Annotated in this window: 20 protein-coding genes and 3 tRNA genes; 4 read left to right on the forward strand and 19 right to left on the reverse strand. The window is 61.4% G+C overall.

The window, feature by feature from the left end:
• Nucleotides 1–8: 8 nt before the first annotated feature.
• The 12 genes from CFI11_RS08095 to CFI11_RS08150 all read right to left on the reverse strand — a co-directional run bounded on the left by CFI11_RS08095 (nucleotide 9) and on the right by CFI11_RS08150 (nucleotide 9,622).
• Nucleotides 9–332 (reverse strand): RebB family R body protein, encoded by a 324-nt coding sequence (locus tag CFI11_RS08095; protein WP_130404811.1) that lies wholly within the window; start codon nucleotides 330–332, stop codon nucleotides 9–11.
• 66 nt (nucleotides 333–398) lie between these two features.
• Nucleotides 399–1,037: a hypothetical protein gene (locus CFI11_RS08100; protein WP_130404813.1), complete on the reverse strand. Its 639-nt coding sequence runs from the start codon at nucleotides 1,035–1,037 to the stop codon at nucleotides 399–401.
• Complete coding sequence (locus CFI11_RS08105; RefSeq protein ID WP_254449046.1) at nucleotides 1,034–1,381, reverse strand: hypothetical protein; 348 nt, start codon at nucleotides 1,379–1,381, stop codon at nucleotides 1,034–1,036. Before CFI11_RS08105 ends, CFI11_RS08100 begins: the two co-directional genes overlap by 4 nt.
• Nucleotides 1,382–1,434: 53 nt before the next feature.
• A complete protein-coding gene (locus CFI11_RS08110; RefSeq protein WP_254449047.1) occupies nucleotides 1,435–2,799 on the reverse strand; it encodes a hypothetical protein in 1,365 nt (454 codons plus the stop codon).
• Between the two features lie 23 nt (nucleotides 2,800–2,822).
• Nucleotides 2,823–3,629, reverse strand: a complete 807-nt coding sequence (locus CFI11_RS24475; protein ID WP_217358762.1) for a hypothetical protein — start codon at nucleotides 3,627–3,629, stop codon at nucleotides 2,823–2,825.
• Between the two features lie 36 nt (nucleotides 3,630–3,665).
• Nucleotides 3,666–3,941 carry a RebB family R body protein gene (locus CFI11_RS08120; RefSeq protein ID WP_130404815.1) on the reverse strand — a complete coding sequence of 92 codons (276 nt, stop codon included), beginning with the start codon at nucleotides 3,939–3,941 and terminating at the stop codon, nucleotides 3,666–3,668.
• Nucleotides 3,931–4,566, reverse strand: a complete 636-nt coding sequence (locus CFI11_RS08125; protein ID WP_130404817.1) for an RNA polymerase sigma factor — start codon at nucleotides 4,564–4,566, stop codon at nucleotides 3,931–3,933. Before CFI11_RS08125 ends, CFI11_RS08120 begins: the two co-directional genes overlap by 11 nt.
• 81 nt (nucleotides 4,567–4,647) lie before the next feature.
• Nucleotides 4,648–5,355 (reverse strand): Crp/Fnr family transcriptional regulator, encoded by a 708-nt coding sequence (locus tag CFI11_RS08130; RefSeq protein ID WP_130404819.1) that lies wholly within the window; start codon nucleotides 5,353–5,355, stop codon nucleotides 4,648–4,650.
• A 362-nt stretch (nucleotides 5,356–5,717) separates the two neighbouring features.
• Entirely contained in the window at nucleotides 5,718–7,133 is a 1,416-nt protein-coding gene (locus tag CFI11_RS08135; RefSeq protein WP_130404821.1) for an RtcB family protein, read from the reverse strand.
• A gap of 170 nt (nucleotides 7,134–7,303) precedes the next feature.
• Nucleotides 7,304–7,379, reverse strand: a tRNA-Asn gene (locus tag CFI11_RS08140).
• A gap of 213 nt (nucleotides 7,380–7,592) precedes the next feature.
• A tRNA-Lys gene (locus CFI11_RS08145) sits at nucleotides 7,593–7,667 on the reverse strand.
• Between the two features lie 398 nt (nucleotides 7,668–8,065).
• The gene (locus tag CFI11_RS08150; protein ID WP_130404823.1) at nucleotides 8,066–9,622 is read right to left on the reverse strand and encodes a TROVE domain-containing protein; all 1,557 of its coding nucleotides are present in this window, start codon (nucleotides 9,620–9,622) and stop codon (nucleotides 8,066–8,068) included.
• Between the two features lie 175 nt (nucleotides 9,623–9,797).
• Between CFI11_RS08150 and rtcR the strand changes: the two genes are divergently transcribed.
• Nucleotides 9,798–11,381, forward strand: a complete 1,584-nt coding sequence (rtcR, locus tag CFI11_RS08155; protein WP_130404825.1) for an RNA repair transcriptional activator RtcR — start codon at nucleotides 9,798–9,800, stop codon at nucleotides 11,379–11,381.
• 147 nt (nucleotides 11,382–11,528) lie between these two features.
• Here the strand turns inward: rtcR and CFI11_RS08160 are convergent.
• The 5 genes from CFI11_RS08160 to CFI11_RS08180 form a co-directional block, all read right to left on the reverse strand.
• Nucleotides 11,529–11,603 (reverse strand) — tRNA-Glu (locus CFI11_RS08160).
• A gap of 91 nt (nucleotides 11,604–11,694) precedes the next feature.
• The gene (gene recJ / locus CFI11_RS08165) at nucleotides 11,695–13,434 is read right to left on the reverse strand and encodes a single-stranded-DNA-specific exonuclease RecJ (protein WP_130404827.1); all 1,740 of its coding nucleotides are present in this window, start codon (nucleotides 13,432–13,434) and stop codon (nucleotides 11,695–11,697) included.
• A 90-nt stretch (nucleotides 13,435–13,524) separates the two neighbouring features.
• On the reverse strand, nucleotides 13,525–14,490 hold the full coding sequence (gene glpX, locus CFI11_RS08170) for a class II fructose-bisphosphatase (protein ID WP_130404829.1): 966 nt from the start codon (nucleotides 14,488–14,490) through the stop codon (nucleotides 13,525–13,527).
• A gap of 34 nt (nucleotides 14,491–14,524) precedes the next feature.
• Entirely contained in the window at nucleotides 14,525–15,811 is a 1,287-nt protein-coding gene (locus tag CFI11_RS08175; protein WP_130404831.1) for a homoserine dehydrogenase, read from the reverse strand.
• Nucleotides 15,812–15,879: 68 nt separating this feature from the next.
• The gene (locus tag CFI11_RS08180) at nucleotides 15,880–16,164 is read right to left on the reverse strand and encodes a hypothetical protein (protein WP_130404833.1); all 285 of its coding nucleotides are present in this window, start codon (nucleotides 16,162–16,164) and stop codon (nucleotides 15,880–15,882) included.
• 113 nt (nucleotides 16,165–16,277) lie between these two features.
• Here CFI11_RS08180 and CFI11_RS08185 point away from each other — a divergent pair, with 113 nt between their 5' ends.
• Nucleotides 16,278–16,865 carry a TetR/AcrR family transcriptional regulator gene (locus tag CFI11_RS08185; RefSeq protein ID WP_130404835.1) on the forward strand — a complete coding sequence of 196 codons (588 nt, stop codon included), beginning with the start codon at nucleotides 16,278–16,280 and terminating at the stop codon, nucleotides 16,863–16,865.
• A 75-nt stretch (nucleotides 16,866–16,940) separates the two neighbouring features.
• Here CFI11_RS08185 and CFI11_RS08190 read toward each other — a convergent pair whose 3' ends face one another.
• Nucleotides 16,941–18,128 (reverse strand): reductive dehalogenase, encoded by a 1,188-nt coding sequence (locus CFI11_RS08190; RefSeq protein WP_130404837.1) that lies wholly within the window; start codon nucleotides 18,126–18,128, stop codon nucleotides 16,941–16,943.
• Nucleotides 18,129–18,235: 107 nt separating this feature from the next.
• Between CFI11_RS08190 and CFI11_RS08195 the strand changes: the two genes are divergently transcribed.
• Both CFI11_RS08195 and CFI11_RS08200 read left to right on the forward strand, forming a co-directional pair.
• The gene (locus CFI11_RS08195; RefSeq protein WP_130404840.1) at nucleotides 18,236–19,186 is read left to right on the forward strand and encodes an NAD(P)-dependent oxidoreductase; all 951 of its coding nucleotides are present in this window, start codon (nucleotides 18,236–18,238) and stop codon (nucleotides 19,184–19,186) included.
• Nucleotides 19,187–19,250: 64 nt separating this feature from the next.
• Entirely contained in the window at nucleotides 19,251–19,727 is a 477-nt protein-coding gene (locus tag CFI11_RS08200) for a hypothetical protein (protein ID WP_130404842.1), read from the forward strand.
• On the opposite strand, the gene CFI11_RS08205 is transcribed toward CFI11_RS08200, so the two are convergent.
• Nucleotides 19,724–20,275, reverse strand: coding sequence for a TadE/TadG family type IV pilus assembly protein (locus CFI11_RS08205; protein WP_130404844.1), 552 nt, complete (start codon nucleotides 20,273–20,275; stop codon nucleotides 19,724–19,726). The two genes, CFI11_RS08200 and CFI11_RS08205, sit on opposite strands and share 4 nt — an antisense overlap.

The raw sequence follows: 20,275 nt of genomic DNA on the forward strand, positions 1-20,275 counted from the left end.
AAGGGTGGTTATCTTTCCAGGGATTGCAGAACGGTCAGGAGCGTGGCGAGATGCGACGCTTCGCCGATTTCCGCGATTTTCATCGCATCCCCCGCATCCGCCTTGGTGTTGACGCTGTAGACCTGCGTCACACCCTGGCTCGAATTCGCGTAGCCCAGCATGGTCTGGTTCTGGGCATTCGCGACCGAGCTTGAGAACAACGCCCCGGTCGAGTGGGCGAGCGTTTGGAAGTTGACGCCTTGTGACATCGACGGCGCCTCTCCGAGAACTTTGACATTCGATTGGCTGACCGCATCGGTCACCTGGGAATTCGCGGCGCTCCGACTTACCATCGCGTTGCTCCTTGCATCTGGGTTTCTGTTTATAAGACGTCTGAAAAATCGTTCTGTGAAAGAGGCTTAGTCTTTTTTGCGCGTGGGCCGTTTGCGCGCCTCTTCGGCCATGTCGCGGACAAGCTGCTCACGGATATCCGCAGACAGCCTGTTGCAGATTTCGGTCGCGTCATTGGCGATATTGGTCAGTTTGACCTCGGCTTCGCTTACGAATTCAGCCAGTTTCAGATCCACCTTGGCGTCAAGCTCGGCCAGCCCCTTTTCGATCTGTTCGCGCACCTGGATCTGGATGATCCGCGTCAGGCTCTGCGAGAGCTGCGCAAACTGCGCCTCCGTTATGCTGCCCTGTTCGGGGTGGATGGCGGGTTTCAGCATTTCGCTGATGACGCGCTCTTCGGTGCTCGCAATCCGCTCCTGAAGGGATTGCGGCGGCGGTGGGGATTGCGGCGGTGGGGCGTTGGGACCCGCTTGGCTGGCTTGCGCAGCCTGGCTCATCGCGGCCTCGGCGGCCTGACGGCCCTGGTTTATCGCGGCAGATGCGGCGGCGAGGCCCTGATCCACGGCCGTCGGCGATGCCGTCGTACCCGCTCTTTGGTTTTGCAACCATTGCACCAGTTTGAGAACATCGCTCTGCCCCAGCTCCCGTCCGGCCCAGGATTGGGCCAGTGTGATCAGACGCGAGAGGTCGTCTTCGAAGCTGTTCATTTTCTGGTCGCCTTTCCGGACGTGGTTTTCTTGACCTCGCGCTCTTCGATATCGACGCTGACACGACGTTCGGTGCAGTCGGTGTCGTCCTCGAACTCCGCGTCAAACGCCGTGCTCTCCATCTCCTCCAGCGTGCGGGCGGCGCATGCGGCGTCCGCCAGCATGTCGCGCGCGGTCGTCAGACTGCTGGCGAGGGTGCTGAACGGCGGCAGGGGGCGGTCCTGACACAGAATGACGCTCTGGCTCCATTGCGAGAGGACCTGAACCAGGACTTCGTCGGTGCGGCTGCGCAAAATTTCAATCTCTTCGGTCATGGCGGGCTCCAGCGCTATGAATGGGGTCACTTAGATGACGCCCCGGAGCCGCTTTCGTGAAGCCGCTCCGGTTCGTCGCGGTGTCACACAACAACAGGCTCAACCTTGCCATATTCGGCTGCAGGGTCGAACGGCGCGACGATCCCCTGATAATCCGCGCCCGGAGCGGGTGTGCCAGCTGGCAGTGCCATGCCGTGCTGCACAGCGGGCACGACGGAAGCAAGTTGTATCGCTGTATTGAATTGCCCACTGAACCAGAGTGAGAAAATACGGTTCGACAGTTTTTCAAGCGTGATTGCCGGACCTGGATTTGCGTCGTTCAGCAGCTCAACGGTGGCGTTGTAGAACCATTGTCCGAACACATTCGGACTGTTTGTCATATTCGCATAGGTGAAGGGAATGATACACGCGACCTCATTCATGGCGCTAGCCCTGTTGGGCATCTGAAAGATGTCCTGGATCACGATGAGCATACGCATCCCGTTGGGCGGATATGGGCCAATTCCGCCAAGGGAGGTGTATCTGGCCTGCTGCCAAGCCATGTAGGTCGTGGCAATCTCGCCCAGATTTGCGTTGCTGAGGAGGGGCGAGTAGATCTGATTGATCACGGGAGCGCCATCGCCCAGATCACGCGGCATAAGATTGATGGCCATCATACATTCGGGCATGGAATGGTGCATTTGAATCACCATTCCAGCAAAGCTGACAAAGGCGAGGCCGTTGTTGACCATGGTTGCGATCTGGACCTTGATAGGGCCAACGGGCCCGATTTCGGTGTTCGCGCCGAGCGTTTGCATCATGCCCAGAACCGCAAGCGTATCGGTTGTGGTGCCCGAGATGTCGCCCGTTTCGTAATACCCCAGCAAGCGGTCCATCGTCCCCAAAACATCGTCACTGGGAAGGTACCATTGCGTAATGCCAACCCCGGGGACCTGATCCAGAATATCCCGGCGTTTCACGCGGATCCGGTTTGTTGTTGGGTTAAAGGCTTGTGCGTTCTGAAGTGATTTTACCAGCTGCCCTATGGCGTAAAAACCTGGATTTTCGTTTTGGGGGACATGCGTGGCCATATCTGCAAAGGCGCGCCCAAAGTCACCGAACGCCAGCGGATTGATGACCGCATCGCCACGCATCAGGTTCAGGCCGGAGATGATGCGCACGTTGACGGAGAAGTCGTCATTTCCGTTGGGGACGTAGCCCTGCCAGATCGACGTGCCACCCGTTGTGATCGGTGCCGCGACGGGGTCGCCAGCGACCACGCTTCTCGCCTGATTTGCGATGCGCTGCACGTTTCGGGCGACTTGCTCAAGTGGGCCGGTGGCACGAAGCGAGTTTTGGAGAATTTGCATCAGGTAGGTAGAGTCGGTCTGGCGCAGCAGTGATTTCTTGGCTTCCACAGCGGGACCGGTGAACCAGCTGACTTCGTTTGTAATCGGGGAAAGAGGCATATCATCATCCTTGTCGGTTTTGCTCAGCCGCCCTTGGCCTTGGCATTGGCCGTGCGGGCCTGGACGCTTTCGTTGATTTTCGAGATGCCGAAGCTGGCGGATTCCGCCTCCATCGCGCCGCCGGCTGCGGCAACGGCCATGGCGCCGGCCAGCAGCAGTTCGGTTTCGGCGATCACCAGACCGTCCTCGGCTGCCTGCATCAGCTCGCCCGAGGCCACGTTCTCGGCCATTTTCTTCAGCATGACCGATTGGCTGGCCATCACGACCTTTGTCATTGAATCGAAGTATTGGGCCGATGCCTGCGCGGCCAAACCGGCGGCCTGACCGATCATCTGATCGGGGGGTGTCACCACCATTGTCGGCGCGTATGTCTTGGCCTCTTCATTCTGAAAGCTCACCGATTGCACCGCAGCGGCATTCAGCGCCGATGTATCGTCGGCCCCCGCTGCTGGCAGTGCGGGCTTGTCGAGAGGGGCACCGGCGGGCGTTTCATCGCGAGGCGTCCCAAAAGCCAGGCGACGGTAATCGCTGATCGCGGATTTCGGCGGCTCCACCACTTCAGGTGCTTCAGGTTCAGGGTCGGCCTCTTGCGCATCTTCGGGTTTGGGTTTCAGCGCATCGATGGTTTTGTCGATCTCGGCCTGAACCTCTTTCTCCGTATCGGCAATCGTGTCTTCAGCTTTTTGCGCCTCGGTCTCTAATTTGTCGTCGACCGTTTTCTCCACGGTCTCCAGGATCTCGGTTTCGAATGCATCAAATGCCTTTTCGAGGTCCTTTGATGCGTCGGATGAGCCGCCTTTGCCCGGGCCAGAGGACGTTTTGTCAGACATCAGTTTCTCCAGAAAAGACCACATCTCGGCACCGGGTTATGGTGTGCCGCCGCCACCGCCGGATCCCGAGCTGCTCGTCCCGACGTTGAGGATTTCCCGAACGGCGGTGGACACCACGGCGTTGGCGATCTGGTTGAGGTTCTGCTGGCTGGAGACCGAGTTCTGCATCGACAGACCCGCGGAATGCGTGGCCATCTGGTAAAGCATGCCCAGCGACTGGGCAGGGGAGACCGCGACCACTTCGACATTGGTCTGGGTCACGGCGTCGGTGATCTGAGAATTCACCGGTGTGGTCGGACCATCATTGGGCATCTGGATCTCCTGAGGGTTGAGTGTGCTTTGTTGAACAAGACGCGATACGCGCGGATTTGTGACGGGAGGCGGCCAAGTTATCCCGACGGAGGACATCGCGAAGCTGGCGGCGGGCGATCTGAACCCGCTTGCGGGCGAGTGCCTCGGAAATGCCGAACCGTTCGGCGATCCGCGCATAGGGCTGGTTTTGCAGGATCCTCAGGCGAACCGGTTCGGCCATCTCGGGCGGCAGCCGTGACAGATGTCGCGCGATGTCGCGCAATTCCTGGCGCGCCATCACGTGGCTGAGGGTCTGATCCTTGTCCTGCTTTTGGCGGAGATGATGACCAAGATCGCGCAGTCCGTCGGTATCGCGCCGTTTGCGCCGCCAGTGATCCATCGCGCTGTTGCGCAGCGACGTGAAAAAGAACGCCTCGATGTTCTGGATGGGCTCGTCGGATGTGCGGACATATTCGAGGATGCGGATGGTGGTCCGCGACACCAGGGCTTCGGCGACATGGTGATCGCCGTTGGCAAGCCGGTGCGCCGCTTTGAGAAAGCTTGGATATCGCATGCGCCAGACCGCCTCGATATCCCGGGCGGAGGTTGCCGCGTGCTGCGTTCTGATTGGGCTGTGTTTGGTCATACGCTCGCTCCGTGCGGTATGAAGCGAGGGTGCACCGGGTGGAGCGGGGAGGGGTGTTACGCAGGTAACAGCACCTGCGATTTAGTCCGCTTCGATGCCGTAGCGAGACCAGAACGAATGCGCTTCCCGGAAGACGACCGTGTTGCTGGAATAGGTGATCTCTCCCCGGTCGACCCATTTCTTGATGGTCGTGTTCACCCGGGTTCTGCTGGCATGCACTTTCGATGCGATGCGCAATTGGGTGTCTTCGATGATCACGTGATCCCCGCTGGCTTCGGTGCGTTTCAGGTCATGAAGATAAAGGGCGAGGCGCGTCTCCAGATCATACATGGTGACCCGGCGATAGCCCTCGCGGAAATGGCGCATATCCTTGCGGGCGGTCCGAGCAAGGCGGTTTTGAACCTCTGGCGCGTCGATGAGCTGGCGGAATTGTCGTGGCGGGATGCGGATCAGGATGGTGTCGGTGACGCAGATGCAGGTCGCCGCACGGCGCAGGTCGTCGGCGGTGTCGTGCAGACCAAGCGCTTCGTGGCGGCGGTGGGTCTGGCAGATCACCTCGCGCCCGTCATCGCCAAACCAGATCGCATCCACCAGCCCCTTCATGATCACATAGCCACTGGCGCAGGTGTCGCCTTCATCGAAGATGACATGCTTCTTGGGGCATTCCAGAAGCGTGGCCTCTTGCGACAAGCTGCGCAGTTTTTCGGAACAGAGGTCTTTCAGAAGCGGAACGCGCGTCAGAAAGCGATAGATCAGGTCGGCTTGAATGCGTCTTCTGACAGATGACATCGCCGTTGACCTGAAAACCGAAACAAAAGGCGTCGCCCGGGACGGATCCCGGAGAACAGCGCCTCAAAACACTGGTGAGCACGTCTCAAATCTGAAATGGCACTGCGCGAATAACAAGCTGTAAATTCAACTTTAGGTGGTGAATTGTGAAAAGCTAGGCGTGCATCAGGGACCGTTGTGTCTTGGGTGTTCTTGTGAGCTGACCAATGCGAAAACTCTGACCTTCCCGCTCTCCTGGGTAAATCGTTTGTGTTGCAGGTCATCCAAGGTGAGCGCATGCCAGCGATATGTGCGGACAAACAACAGGACCCGGCGATGTCCGTCGCCAGATCCTGTTGCCGCACGCATCGGGAAGAGACGCGCTATCTGCGTCTCTTCTTCCGATTGGCCCAGAAGGGCGGGATGTCACCGGCCATGATGCAGCCATAGGGGTCGATGTAGTCCTCGATCTCGGCCAGATCGTAGGATTTGATCTGTGCCACGACGCTTCCTGCGTTCTTGTAGCTTGACGGCAACTCGGACGCATCGACCTGTCCTGCGTGAAAGCGGACATCGAGCCCCTTTGTCTCGGCCTTCAGCATCTGTTCCGGCGTGACCGACCCCATCCGCCTGCGATGCTCGGACCGGGAGAAGTTGCGCCCCGCGCCATGCGGGCTGAAACCCAGACCGGAGGGGGCGTCCTTGCCCCGCACGACCAAAACGGGTTCGGACATGTTGAGCGGGATCAGCGTGAGGCCCGTCGCATCAGCGGCATACCCGTCCCAGGCAGGGGTGGCCCCTTTGCCGTGGTAGAAAAGGTCGTCCCGCTTGAAGACGAAGTTGTGTTCGTTCCAGAACCGGTCGCCCACATCGCCCACCTTCGCGGCCTCCACCGTGGCCTGATGGATCGCGTTGTGGTTGGCCTTGGTCCATTTGCGGATGAGCTGCAGCGCCGCCCAATAGTCGCGACCTTCCTCGGTATCGGCGGGGATCCAGGCGTTCTGCTTCGGCGTTTCAGGCGACAGTTTCTTGCGGAACTTTTCGGCCACCGACATGCCGTGCTTGTAGAGCACGGCACCCGGACCGCGAGAGCCGTGATGGGTCACGATCGCCGTGCGGCCCGTCGCACGGGAGCGGCCGACGAAGAGGAAATGGTTCCCGTCGCCTTGCGTGCCCATATGCTCCTGCGCCATGCGCAACGCCTTGGGATTGTTGAGAAACGGATTTTCCCGGAACGCGTCGAGCAGCTTCAGTGAGGTGGTAAAGCGCTTGCCTTGAGGACGCCCACCGGGGCCGAAATGCGTAACCGACTGCGCGGCGTCCAGGACTGCCTTGGGGTCGGCGTTGCCCAGATCGGTGATCATCACCGAACAGCAGATATCGGCCGAATGCATGCCCGGATGGATCGCATTGCGCGCGGCGGCAATGCCACCTACGGGGATCGTGCCCACCGGACCTGCCGGGCAGGCATCGGGCATCACGGCACCGGCCTCGATGGTGGGCGTGCGCATCAATTCGGTCATGGTCTGACGAACCTTGCCGATATTATCTTCCTCGTCGGGATGGCCGACGTCGATGTTTTCATGAAACGCGACAGCGCCGGCCTCCCGCAACGCAATTTGGGGTGGCTGTGGTGGGAAGGCCCGTTCCAGATCCTGCCGGATACGCCCAAGCCCAAAGCCCTCGGCCCGCATCTCATTGGCGCGCCGCAGCAGGTCGGGGTAGTTTTTACCCGGGCGATACCCCCATTCCTTGAGGTGGTCTCCGGTGACGGGATCAATGTTGTGGTCTTGTGTCATCGCGTCTCTCCGATCCGGGGGACAAGGGTGCGCAGGATTTTTTTCCGCCACCGGGTTGCCCCAGGCTGGGGTTGAACCAGCACGGCATGGTTGCCCATGCCACCCGTTGCCGGGCGCGTCTGCCTGTAATCCTGCGGGCATTCCCCCGGATGCAATCCTTTCCTTTTATGTGGCTCGGCTGGCAGGGCTCGAACCTGCGACACCCTGATTAACAGTCAGGTGCTCTTCCAACTGAGCTACAGCCGAACATATCTGGCCCCGGCGACAAGGGGGAAGAAACGTACCCGGGGCCCGTCCCGCAAAAGGCCTTGGCCTCATGCGTTTGCCGTCTGGACGCCTGCGAGGAGGGGAGTTGAACCCGCTCGGTGATCCCGGTGGTGGTGCATGTAGTTCCTTCGGCATTCGCCGGGGTGTCTCCTTTTTCGTGTCTGGCCTGATCCGGAGGTCGGGCCGGTTGCGTGGTGTGCCCGGTGGGGATCGAACCCACGACACGCCGCTTAAAAGGCGGCTGCTCTGCCACTGAGCTACGGGCGCAAAAGGCCCGGCGACAAGGCTTGGTGAAACATCTACCTGCTCTACCAGACTGAGCTACGCGTCCATATGATCCCAAAGGGAATGTGGCGGACGCGACGGGATTTGAACCCGCGACCTGGGGATTAGGGGTCCTGTAGTTCCACCGGCATTCGCCGGGCCAGTTCCTTTCGTTTCGGGTCTGGCGACAAGGGTCGATGAAACGAATGACTGAGCTACGCCCAATGGGCGGCGGGGATCGAACCCGCGGCCTCCGATCCGTTGGACCGGCGCTCTAACCTGTAGTTCCACCAGCATTCGCCAGAATGTGTTTCAAGGTGGGTCAGGCGGACAAGTCTGGTTGCGAGACATCTCACAGGAAATCAGACTGTAGTCCCGCAGGCATTCCGCCTGACCCGGCTTCATATGTCGATCTTCTCGATCTCGCCGACCCAGTGATCCGGGCCGGTTTGACCGGAGGCGAAGGCCGCGATCTGGTCAAAGACCGCATCCGAGAACCCGCCGATATTCAGCACATCCTCGCGCGTCTGCGCCTGGGTGGTCCCGTAGGGCGCGATGTCGATGCAGACCAGTTTGGCCTTTGGGTTGCGACGCTTGATCGGTTCCCATTGCCGCATCATCGCCGTGCCCTGTCCCCCTTTGCGGGCATCCACCCAAGATTGGTTGTCGGACACGAAGACCACCAGATCCGGCGACCTGCCGCGACGGTTCAGCCACCTCAGCGGCGCGGAACAGTTCGTTCCGCCCCCGGCCAGTTCGGCCAGACGCTCCGCATTGGTCAGGATCGTGTCGCGCGGCCTCGGACGCACGTTGCGCACGTCGAAGTCGAACGGCAGGACCTGGCACCCGCGGTTGACCCGCATGAAGGCCGCAGCGACCAGCGCTGCCACATCCACATGGCGCACCTTGGAGGTGGCACCCGGGCGGTAGCCCGTGATAGACCCCATCATGGAGCCCGACACGTCCGGGCACACCACGACCTGACCGCCGATCCGCGGCACGTTCTGCACCGCGATCTCCATCGCGTCATGCAGCGCCTCCACGATCTCGTCCGGCATCTCGGGGGCCACGTTCTGCGTCGCTACCATCAGCTGGTAGGGGAAGACGCGGGCTCGTGCGATGGCTTCGGGGTCCCGAAGCAGGCTGGCCACGTGATCCACGTTCTTCGTCACGCCGAACACGCCGTGGCGCAGGAACGTGTTGAGGTTCTGCCGCACCATCTGCCACGAGCCCTTGCGGGCGATCCGCGACCAATGCTGCGCCGACAGATCCAGTTGCGTGAGCATCTGGAACGGCACCTCGGGCACCGGGCCTTTGCCGGTCTCCTTGAACGCGATCCAGTCCTGCAACGCTTGCGGCAGCAGGGCCATGTCGCAAGGCCGCCCGACGATCCAGGCAAAGAGCGCCTCCCGCGCCGCATCGGCGGGCTTGGGGTGCACCATCCGGATCACGTCCGCCAGGGACGGATCGTTGCCGATATTGGCCGCGATCAGCGCCCGGTCAGACGCGTCGTTCAGCCAGTTCTGCACCATCGCCTTGGGCGCAGATCCCAGAGACTTGCGCCCCGTCTGACCGGACCGGACGACCTGCACGAAGGTGCGCAGCATCTTTCCGGTGTCGACCACACGGCCAAAGACCGCGCGGAAGAGCACCGGGTCACGCCGGGCCAGGATCGCCAGCAAAACCGCCGGCATGTCCTTCATATGGCCCGATTGGCGCGCATAGATCGCGGTCTGCGCCAGAAAGCGCGGATCGACGGCCTCGGCGACTTCCAGAACATATTCAAGCTCGTCCTGGGCGCACTGATAGTACATGCCCCCGAACGTGCCGGTCACAGCGATCTGAGCCAGGACATGGGCATCGGAGTAAGCGTAGGCCGGCGCCGCCTCGGCGTTCCTTGCGGTGGCTTTCGGCAGCAACCGGCCTTTTATCGATGCAAACACGGATTTGTTTGCCATTTCTCTCGTCCTTCTGTGTTGACGAGGATGTTTTGACACGGACAACGGGCAGCGCCGAAGAAAAAAGAGAATTCTCTTAAGATATTGATTTAAAAAGGATAATTCGTTTCTTGCGCCAAAGGGCGTCCTGAAATACTATCCGTGGTTATACGAAATTATCCATTTGGATATCACTATGCGAAATGTGGTTCTGGGGTTTCTTGGAACGCAACTCGATGCCGGGAAAAAGCGGCGTTGGAAGCCAACAATCAGCCTGGTGGAGCATGCCGGATTCGATGTTGACCGGCTGGAAATCCTCTATGACCGCAAGTTTCATCGCCTCGCGTGTCAGGTGCGCGATCAGGTGCAGGCGACCTCTCCCGATACCGAGGTGATGTTGCGCAATCTCGACCTGACCGACCCTTGGGATTTTCAGGAGGTCTATGGGAAGCTCTTCGATTTCGCGCGGGCCTATGGTTTCGATGAGGATCGAGAACGCTATCACGTCCATCTGACCACGGGCACGCATGTGGCGCAGATCTGCTGGTTCCTGCTGACCGAAAGCCGCCACGTTCCGGCGCGGCTGATCCAGACCGGGCCACCGGGCGCGCAGGATGAGATGGCCAAGTTTGACATGATCGACCTGGATCTGAGCCGCTACAATGCCTTGCAGCAGCGGTTTGATCAGTTGTCCCGCGAATATAGCGATCAGTTGAAGGGCGGGATCGACACCAAGAGTGTCGCCTATAACGAGGTGATTGGCCGTATCGAACTGGTGGCGAGCAATTCGGACGCGCCGATCCTGCTTTTGGGAGAGACGGGTACAGGCAAGACCGAGTTGGCCGAGCGGATCTACAACCTCAAGCTTGAGCGGCGGCGCGTTAAGGGGCGGCTTGTCCATGTGAACTGCGCGACCCTGAATGGATCGGATGCGCTGGCCACTCTTTTTGGCCAAAGGCGCAGCTATCTTGGCCACGCCGGATCAGAGCGTGGAGGTTTGTTGCGCGAGGCCGATGGCGGCGTGCTTTTTCTGGATGAGGTGGATGAGCTGGGCCTGGGCGCGCAATCGGTTCTGCTGCATGCGATCGAGACGGGGCGGTTCTATCCTCTTGGATCGGACCACGAGATCACGAGCCGGTTTCATATCATCGCGGGTGCCAACAGGGACCTCCGCCAGCTCAGCGCCGAGGGGGCCTTTCGTCCCGACTTGCTGGCACGTCTCAACATGTGGCGTTTCACCTTGCCATCGCTCAAGGATCGGCGGGAGGATGTCGAGGTCAACCTTGTCCATGAACTGGCGCGCGCCGAACGCGAATTGGGGATCCAGGTCGGATTTAATGCCGATGCCCGCGACCACTATCTGAGGTTTGCGACCGACCCGGCGACGACATGGCCGGGAAACTTCCGGGATTTCAGCGCTTCGATCCGACGGCTTTGCACACTTGCGCCGCGCGGGCGCATCACCCGCGCGATGGTCACCGCAGAAATCGAGATGCTGTTACGTGATTGGAACAGCAGCACGTCGAACACGGACCTGCGATTGGTCAGAGACGTTCTAGGAGACGAGACGGATGAGGTTGATCCCTTCGATCTGGTGCAATTGGCCGAGGTCATTCGCACCTGTCGCAAAGCGTCGAGCCTGAGCGCTGCGGGCCGAACGCTTTTTTCGGCCTCGCGCAGCCGACGTAAAGTGCAAAACGATGCGGATCGGTTGCGGAAGTATCTGCAGCGCTACGGGCTGGACTGGGACATGGTTACCCGACAGCAGCGGCATTCCTAGCGCGAGGTCACGGCGACTTCAGTAAGGGTGCCAGCGCGGCTTTTGGCCTGCCCGGTGTGCCGAGTGCCAGCGGCGATTTCGAACGATCAGGCACACCGAACCCGTACAGCAAAACGACAGTCAACTGAGATTGTTCTATGAAGAAAGTGGCAGCCCGTAGGGGAATCGAACCCCTCTTTCCAGGTTGAAAACCTGGCGTCCTAACCGATAGACGAACGGGCCACGCGGTGTGAGCGGTTAGTTAGGGCCAAGCGCAGGAACGCGCAAGCGGAAATTTAGGGATCGGGACGAATTTCTGTCCCACATCCCTACGTCAGGCCGGCGCGGCATCTTCGATGCGCAGCTGTGCCGTCTGGCGGCCGGCCCAGCTGTTGATCTCCAGACGACCCGCGAAATGAAAGCGCGTCCCGTCCCGCGCGCTGAGCCGCGTGCCGAGGTCGCTTTCAAAGGCGCCGAAGCAAATCGCATCCAAACCTGCGCCGGAGCCATCGGACAGGGAGAGTTTGAGATGACTTTCGCCAACCGGCTTGGCAAAGCGCACGTCCAGAGACGGCAAGGCAAAGCGCGGGGCAGGGGCGCCGGCACCGAAAGGCCCCGCGGCCTCGATCTGCTCCAGGAGCGGCACGGAAACCGCGTTCGCCATCAGCGTGCCGTCCAGCTTCAGGTCGACCGGGCCTGCCTGACCGGCCCCTTGCCGGGCCAGCAGGTCGGACAGCCGGCTCATCGCCGGCTCAAGCAAGTCCCGGGTCACGGTCAGACCGGCCGCCATCTTATGGCCTCCGCCTTTCAGCAAAAGACCTTCGGCGGCGAGGCGCTGGATCGACGCGCCCAGATCCACGCCCGAGACCGACCGGCCCGACCCCTTGCCGATGTCGCCGTCAAAGCCGATTACGATTGCGGGGCGGTTCAGCGTCTCCTTGAGACGCGAGGCGACGATGCCGACGACACCGGGGTGCCATCCGTCTTCTGCGGCCCAGACCAGCGGGGCGTCGGCGCCGCGCGCTTCGGCCTGGGTGATGGCGGCGGCGCGGACCGCCGCCTCGATCTCGCGCCGCTCGGTGTTCAACTGATCCAGACGCTCGGCCAGGGCCTCGGCTTCATGGCGATCGCTCGTGGCCAGAAGGCGCGCGCCCAGATCCGCCTGACCGATGCGGCCCCCGGCATTCACACGCGGGCCAAGCAGGAAGCCCAGGTGGTAAGGCGTGGGTGCGGCGTCCATGCGCGCCACATCCGCAAGCGCCACGAGACCGGGGCGATCGCGTCGGGCCATGACCTTTAAACCCTGCCGGACCAAGGCGCGGTTCGCCTCAACGAGCGGGGCGACATCGGCCACCGTTGCCAGTGAAACAAGATCCAGCAAGGCTATCAGATCGGGCCCCTTTGCACCGGCGTCGCGCATTTGCCGGCCCGCTTCGACCAGCATCAGAAACACCACACCGGCGGCACAGAGATAGCCGAGCGCCCCATCTTCATCCTGACGGTTCGGATTCACCACTGCATGGGCCGGCGGCAGCGTCTCACCGCCCAGGTGATGGTCGAGGACAATGACATCGGCGCCTTGCACGGCCGCCAGAGCGTCATGCGAGAGCGTTCCGCAATCCACGCAGATGATCAGATCATGGTCGCGGGACAGGGCCTGCATTGCCGGGGCGTTCGGGCCATAGCCCTCGTCGATCCGGTCGGGCACGTAAAGCGTGGCCTGCTGGCCCATGTCCCGAAGCCAGGCGATCAAAAGCGCGGCAGAGCTGCCGCCATCGACGTCGTAGTCGGCAAATATGGCGATGCGGTGCCGGGCGTTCACGGCGGCCAGGAACCGGGAGGCCGCCTTGGACATATCCTTGAGACTGCGCGGATCAGGGAGCAGATCACGCAATTGCGGGGCAAGGAACCGCTGGGCATCGACCGCCGGAACGCCGCGCCGGGCCAGCACCTGACAAACCGCGGGCGGCAGATCGGTTTGTTGCGCCATGGCATCCGCCGCACGCGATGTCTCAAGTGAGGGGCCGATCCAGCGCCGGCCCGTCAGGGACGTCTCAACTCCAAGAAATGCCAAGGTCAACCTTTCTTGCGTCGCCCTGCCTTTGGTGGGTCTTACCGGCCCTTGCAGGCAAATCTACCACCGGCTGCAAGGCGGTCGAGCGGTTCAGGAGGCCGGCGTGCGATATTCCATTCGGCGCACCGACCCCGTTTTTGACCGCATCAAAAGGGTTTCGGTGGTCAGCCAGCCCGGTTCCCGCTTGATCCCCGGAAGGAGAGAGCCGCCGGTTACCCCGGTCGCCGCGAAAATGACATCCTGGGTGACCATCTCATCGCGGGAATAGATCTTGTCGAGATCGGTGATCCCGGCTTTGGCGGCCCGGCCTTTTTCGTCATCGTTGCGGAACAGAAGACGGCCAAAGATCTGTCCGCCCATGCATTTCAGCGCTGCTGCCGCCAGAACGCCTTCGGGCGCACCGCCAGAGCCCATATACATGTCGATCCCGGTTTTCTCGCTGTCGGCGCAGTGCATGACACCGGCCACATCACCATCGGTGATCAGCCGGATCGATGCCCCGGTCGAGCGGACTTCGGCGATCATTTCCTCGTGACGCGGACGCTCCAGGATACACACGGTGATGTCAGACGGGGCGCAGCCTTTTTCGGTCGCAAGGGCCGAAACCCGTGTGGCGGGCGGCATGTCCAAAGTCACCAGGCCTTCCGTATAGCCCGGCCCGATGGCGAGCTTTTCCATGTAGACATCGGGCGCATGCAGCATGGAGCCGCGCGGCCCCATCGCGATTACGGTCAGCGCGTTCGGCATATCCTTGGCCGTCAGGGTGGTCCCTTCCAGCGGATCTAGCGCGATGTCCACGCCAGGGCCTTTGCCGGTTCCCACTTCCTCGCCGATGAAGAGCATGGGCGCCTCGTCGCGCTCGCCTTCGCCAATCACCACAACGCCGGCGATGTCCAACATGTTCAGCTGTTCGCGCATGGCGTTGACCGCGGCCTGATCGGCTGCTTTTTCATCGCCGCGCCCAACCAAAGATGCAGAGGCGAGGGCAGCTTGCTCGGCGACGCGGGCCAGGCCCAGCGATAGCATGCGGTCGTGAAATTCAATTGTATTGGTCATAGAAGGGTCCTTGTCCGGCAAGCAGTTGAGCGGTTCAAACGGTTTCGATCCTCAGCGCCACGGGGGCGGAAGCCATCACATCCGTGGCCTCCATCGCTGCAAGCGCCTCGTCGAGGGCACTGCGTGTGGTTTTATGTGTGACGATCAGAACCGGAGCGGTAGGCGCCTCGTGGCCGTATTGACGCATCCGGTCAATCGACACACCGGAATTGCCTAAAATAGAGGCAATCTTTGCCAGCGCACCCGGTTTGTCCATCAGTTCCATCCGCAAATAATAGGGCGCGGGCAGGATGGATTTTGCGGGGCTGGCCGCTTCCAGTGCGGTCGCGGGTTGGCCGAATGTTGCCAGACGCAAGCCCCGGGCAAGGTCGCAGACATCGCCCATGACCGCGCTCGCCGTGGGGCCTTCACCGGCTCCGGGGCCCCGCAGCACGATCTGATCGACGGCATCGCCATCGATCACCACCATATTGGTGCCGCCTTCAAGCTGACCAAGGGGGGAGTTTGCCGGCACAAGACAGGGCTGCATCCGTTGTTCCAGTCCGCGACCGGTTTTTTGCGCCACGCCCAGCAGTTTGATCCGGAACCCCATATCAGACGCATGTCGGATGTCGTCGATCGACACCCGCTCAATCCCCTCGATCTCGATCCCCTCGAAGTCCGGACGGGTTCCAAAGGCGATCGAAGACAGAATGGCCAGTTTGTGGCCCGCGTCGATCCCGCCAACATCAAGAGTCGGATCCGCTTCGAGATATCCCAGATTGTCGGCCTCTTTGAAGATATCCTCATAGGGCAGGCCCGAATGCTCCATCCGCGTGAGGATGTAGTTACAGGTGCCGTTCATCACGCCCATCACCCGCGAAACCTCGTTGGCCGCAAGACCTTCGGTCAGGGCCTTGATCACCGGGATGCCGCCCGCCACCGCGGCTTCGAAGCGGATGACGCAGCCTGCTGCCTCGGCCTTCTCGGCCAGGGCCTGGCCGTGCAGGGCGAGCATGGCCTTGTTTGCGGTGACCACGTCCTTGCCAGCGTCAAGCGCGGCCTCGGTCGCGCCCTTGGCGGGGCCGTCCGCGCCGCCCATGAGTTCGACGAACACGTCAACATCATCCCGGCGCGCCAGCGTGACCGGATCGCTTTCCCAATCATAGGCGGACAAAGAGATGCCGCGATCCTTGCTGGCATCGCGCGCGGAAACGGCGGTGATCTGAATGTCACGTCCGGTGCGCGCCTTCAGCAGCGCGGCATGTTGCCGAACGATCTTTACAACGCCGATGCCAACCGTGCCCAAACCGGCCACGCCCAATCGCAAAGGTGCTGTCATGGGGTAATGTCCCTCGTTTTTGCTTTTCACCGTCCGTCTAGCGGGTTCGCGGCAGGGGCGCAACGCGGCTATTCCGTTTGAACGCCATCCTGCATACGGGCGCGCGTTCCGGGATCCACGACACCGCCCTGAAGGCGCGCTGCGCGGGCACGCAGCTGCGCGGCGCGGGCCTCCAGCGCGTCCGCTTCCTGCTGACCGGTCGTCGGATCGGGATCGTTGCCCGCAAGTAGAGTGTCGATCGGCACCAGATCAGGATAGTCGGCCACTTCGCTGGCCGGCGGAACCGCATCGTCAAGATCCGGAAACTGGGTGCACCCGCAGAGCGCGGCCACCGTTGTGCAGAGCAGGAGCATGCGCAAAAGCAAGGCGTGTCCTCTTTATCATTCTGGCACAGTGATGCCGCAGCGCCGGCTGGCTGGCAAGACAGGCTTTTTTCTGAACATCCGTTCATATAGTCTGGTCCGCAATGGCACGCACGACCGGTTCACATTCCGACATCACAGGCCCGCGCATTCAGGACGCGGCGCTGAAGCTTTTTGCGCAACATGGATTTGCCGCAGTCTCGATGCGCCAGATCGCGGGCGATGTCGGTGTGCAGGCGGGAGCCCTGTATAATTACACGACAGACAAGCAGAGCCTGCTCTTCGGCCTGATGCAACGGCACATGCAGGACCTGCTGTCGGCATGGGCGGATCTTGGCGTGAAAGGCGATGCGCTGACCCGGCTGGAGGCTTTCACCCGGTTTCACATCCGGTTCAATCTGGACCGGTCCGACGCGGTATTCATCTCTTACATGGAGCTGAGAAACCTCAGTCCGGAGAATTTTGAGAGCATCGAGGCATTGCGCCGCGCCTATGAAAACGAGCTGGAGGATATCCTGCGCGCAGGCATTGCCGAGGGAACGCTGTCGCTGCCGGACCCCAAGATCGTGACACTCGCGGTGATCGCGATGCTGACCGGCGTGAATACATGGTACCGCGTCGAAGGGCGTCTGTCGCAGGATGAAGTTGCAACGATCTATTGGGACATGGTGCGTCGGGCCGTCACGGCCTAGCGTGCCGGGCTTGGGAAGACAGGTCCGCGATGGAACAGCCGGGCACCGAACCGTCGATGCTGTCGAAGTGTGTTTTCAAGAGCGCGGCGGGGGGCGTGACCACCATGTCGCAGGTTTGATCCGGCCCCCACGCCTGCGGTCGAGCCGCAGTGCCCAGGCGCGAAACCGCGACAGGGCAAGGCGCAGCCAAAGCCGATGCCACCATCTCCTGAAGTCCCTGTTGAACGGACAGACCCGCATGCAGATCGCGCAATCGGTCGATGTCTTGGCCCAGAACGAGAAACACTTTTCCGCATCCGACGTCCATTTCCGAACCCCTTGGATGGCGGAGACATTGGCGCCACCTTCCGTTGGCGCTCCGAAGGGGAGCGCCCGGACCGGGCAAGCATCGGCACATTTGGTGCATATGTCGCAAAAGGCCCTGACGCCGCGCGGGCGGGGCGCGTCCTCGGCCAGCGGCAGGTTGGTGAAGATCTTGGAAAAGCGCAGACGCGGGCCGAATTCCGGCGTAATCACCATCTGATTGCGCGCGTATTCCCCGAGCCCGGCCTTGATCGCGTAAGGGATCACCAGCCCGGTATCGTTCATAGAGGGGACGGCCTCGTAACCGAGGTTGCGGATATAGGCGGCAAGCTGCATGACAATCGACGCTTCATGACTGTATTCCCGGCCCGTGGCGGCACCGGCCAGTGCCGATGGATAGGTCGCCACAAGCTCCTGATCCATCTCGTGGCCAAGGACGATGACATGGGTCAACCCCTTTGGCAGCTCCAGCGGTGCCTCGCTCAGATCGCGGGTATCGACGCGGGAGGCGTAGAGCCAGCGGTCATCAAGGTCGGTTACCCCGCAAAGATGTGCGCCAAAAAATCGTGCAATACGCTTGATTTCATTCGACATTTTCAGGGGTTCATCGGCGCTGACCCGGGTGGGCGCCACGGGTGTGTCGTAGCTGATCGGCGCCTGAAATCCTTCGCGGCGGCCTTGGTCCGCGTGGCGATTGGTCATCACGTCCGAGATCAGCCAGGCCGCGTTGCGCAATGCAAAATCGCGTTGTGAAAAGCCGGCCCCCCGTTGGGGAATGGCCTCCATCCTGTAGGAGGCAAAGAAAGCATCGGTTTGCCGGGTGCGCACGCCCGCGTCCCAGAACGCACGGGTGAAGATGTCGTTGCGCTGGGCGAAGCGTTCGAACCTGTCGGTCACCTCGATCCCGGCGGCTGCGTCCCCCGCGCGTTTGGGGGCTGCTCTATGTGCAGGCTCGCTCATACCAGGACGCTAGCGGGCGACGGTGAACCGATCAATTCCGAAGGTCGCAAACAGAGGCGACCGTGGCCGGTTTTGCCGCGAATGATCGCAAAAACAGGAGGATCGTCATGCGGATCGGATTTGTCGGGTTGGGGAATGTGGGCGCGAAACTGGCGGGCAGTCTGGTGCGGAACGGGATGCAGGTGCAGGTCTTCGACCTGTCCGCATCTCGGATCGCCCCTCTGGTCGAAGCGGGCGCCGGTCAGGTGGAAGGGCCCGCGGCCCTGATGCGCGACAATGACGTGGTCATCACGTGCCTGCCAAGCCCGGCTGCCAGTGATGCTGTGCTCTCCGCGATGCTGCCCGAGGTCGGCCCCGGCAAGATCTGGATGGAGATGTCCACGACCGATGCCGCAGAGATCATGCGCCTTGGCGGTGAAGTCATCGAAAGAGGGGGCATGGCCGTCGATTGCCCGGTCTCCGGTGGCTGTCACCGTGCGGATACCGGCAATATCAGCATTTTTGCGGGGTGCGACCGGGCTGCATTCGACCGGATCCTGCCTTTGCTGACCGTGATGGGACGGCGGGTTCTTCATACCGGCGCCTTGGGCAGTGCCAGCGTGCTCAAGGTCATTACCAATTATCTGGCGACCGCCAACCTGGTGAGCTGCGCCGAGGCCCTGACCGTGGCCAAGGGCGCTGGCCTTGATCTGGGCGTGGCCTATGAGGCCATTCGCATCTCATCGGGGACCTCCTTTGTCCATGAAACGGAAAGCCAGGTGATCCTCAACGGAAGTCGCGATATCTCGTTCACGATGGATCTGGTGGCCAAGGATATCGGCCTCTTTCAGGATGTTGCGGATCATGCCGGCATACCTCTGGACCTGTCACCGCTTCTTGTTGCGATCTTCGAAGATGGCATCGCGCGTTACGGCGCGCGGGAGCTGTCGCCTAACATCATCCGCCGGTTGGAGGATGCGACGGGCCTCGACATAAGGGCACCGGGTTTCCCCGCGCAGATGGTCGATACCGAACCCGAGGAGGAGGGCGCGGAGGTCGTTGTGCCCAGGCAAAGCTGAGAAGGGGCTGGTTGCCTGTCGCAAATCCGGCTAAAGCCCGGCAAGGCAGGTCAGGAGGTAAATCGTGAGCGACGAAGTATTGGCCGTGGTCAGAGCGTCTTCGCCACGCCGATGGATGGGCATCGTGATGCTTGTGGTGATCGGGCTTCTGGTGATCTATGTCGCTTTGGCCACCCCTCCGGCGCTGGAATGGCAGGTTTTCCTGATCGTAACTGGCCTCGTGGCGCTTTGGGTGGCGGATAAGATGCGTCGTGCCACCGAGGGCTGGATCGAATTGACCGAAGACGCCCTGCGCAGCAGCGACGGCCAGGTCATCGCGCTGGTGGATGAGATCGAAAATCTCGACCGGGGGCTTTTTGCCTTCAAGCCCTCAAACGGGTTTCTTGTAAAGACAAAGGCCCCGGGTCCACGGGCGTGGCATCCGGGGCTTTGGTGGCGCATCGGGCGCCGTATCGGGGTCGGCGGGGTGACCGCCGCCGCGCAGACCAAGGCAATGTCCGAGATCCTGTCGGCCCTGCTGATGGCCCGAAAGACCCCTTAGGACCGCCAGGCGAGCTGCGGGGCAAAGCGAGGTCGCGTGAAGACAAAGTTGTCGATCGACGTGACCTCCATCCCGACGTTGAAGGGGGGTGTCCATGTATTCCACGTCTCTACCAGGATCACGCGTTCCTGATCCGGCATGGTGGGCAGACGCTCGTTGAATGCGGAAAGCGTGTTGTCTGTCAGCTGCGTAATGCCGCCCCGCGCGCTGGACCAGTCGAGGTAGTAGCGGTCGTCGCCCGCATCCCAGCGGATTACCGAGATACGCAGAGACATCGGAGAGTTCGACCGCGCCAGATCCTGGGTCAGCGAATACATGCTGTCGATATAGGCATTGTTGATCGCCGCGGTCTCACGCGAGATCAGATCGCCGATCGTATACGCCGTCTTGAGGTTTGTGGCGGATTGCCGGTACGCGTCGAAGAACACGAAGCTGGCGCAATATGCAAAAAAGAGGATGGGCATCATCATCGCGAACTCGACCGTGACAAGGCCATCTGTGTCCTGTGCGAAGCGTTTGATGCGTGTTCTGAGGGATCTCGGAAACAT

This window comes from Thalassococcus sp. S3 (genome assembly GCF_004216475.1).
Classification (GTDB): domain Bacteria; phylum Pseudomonadota; class Alphaproteobacteria; order Rhodobacterales; family Rhodobacteraceae.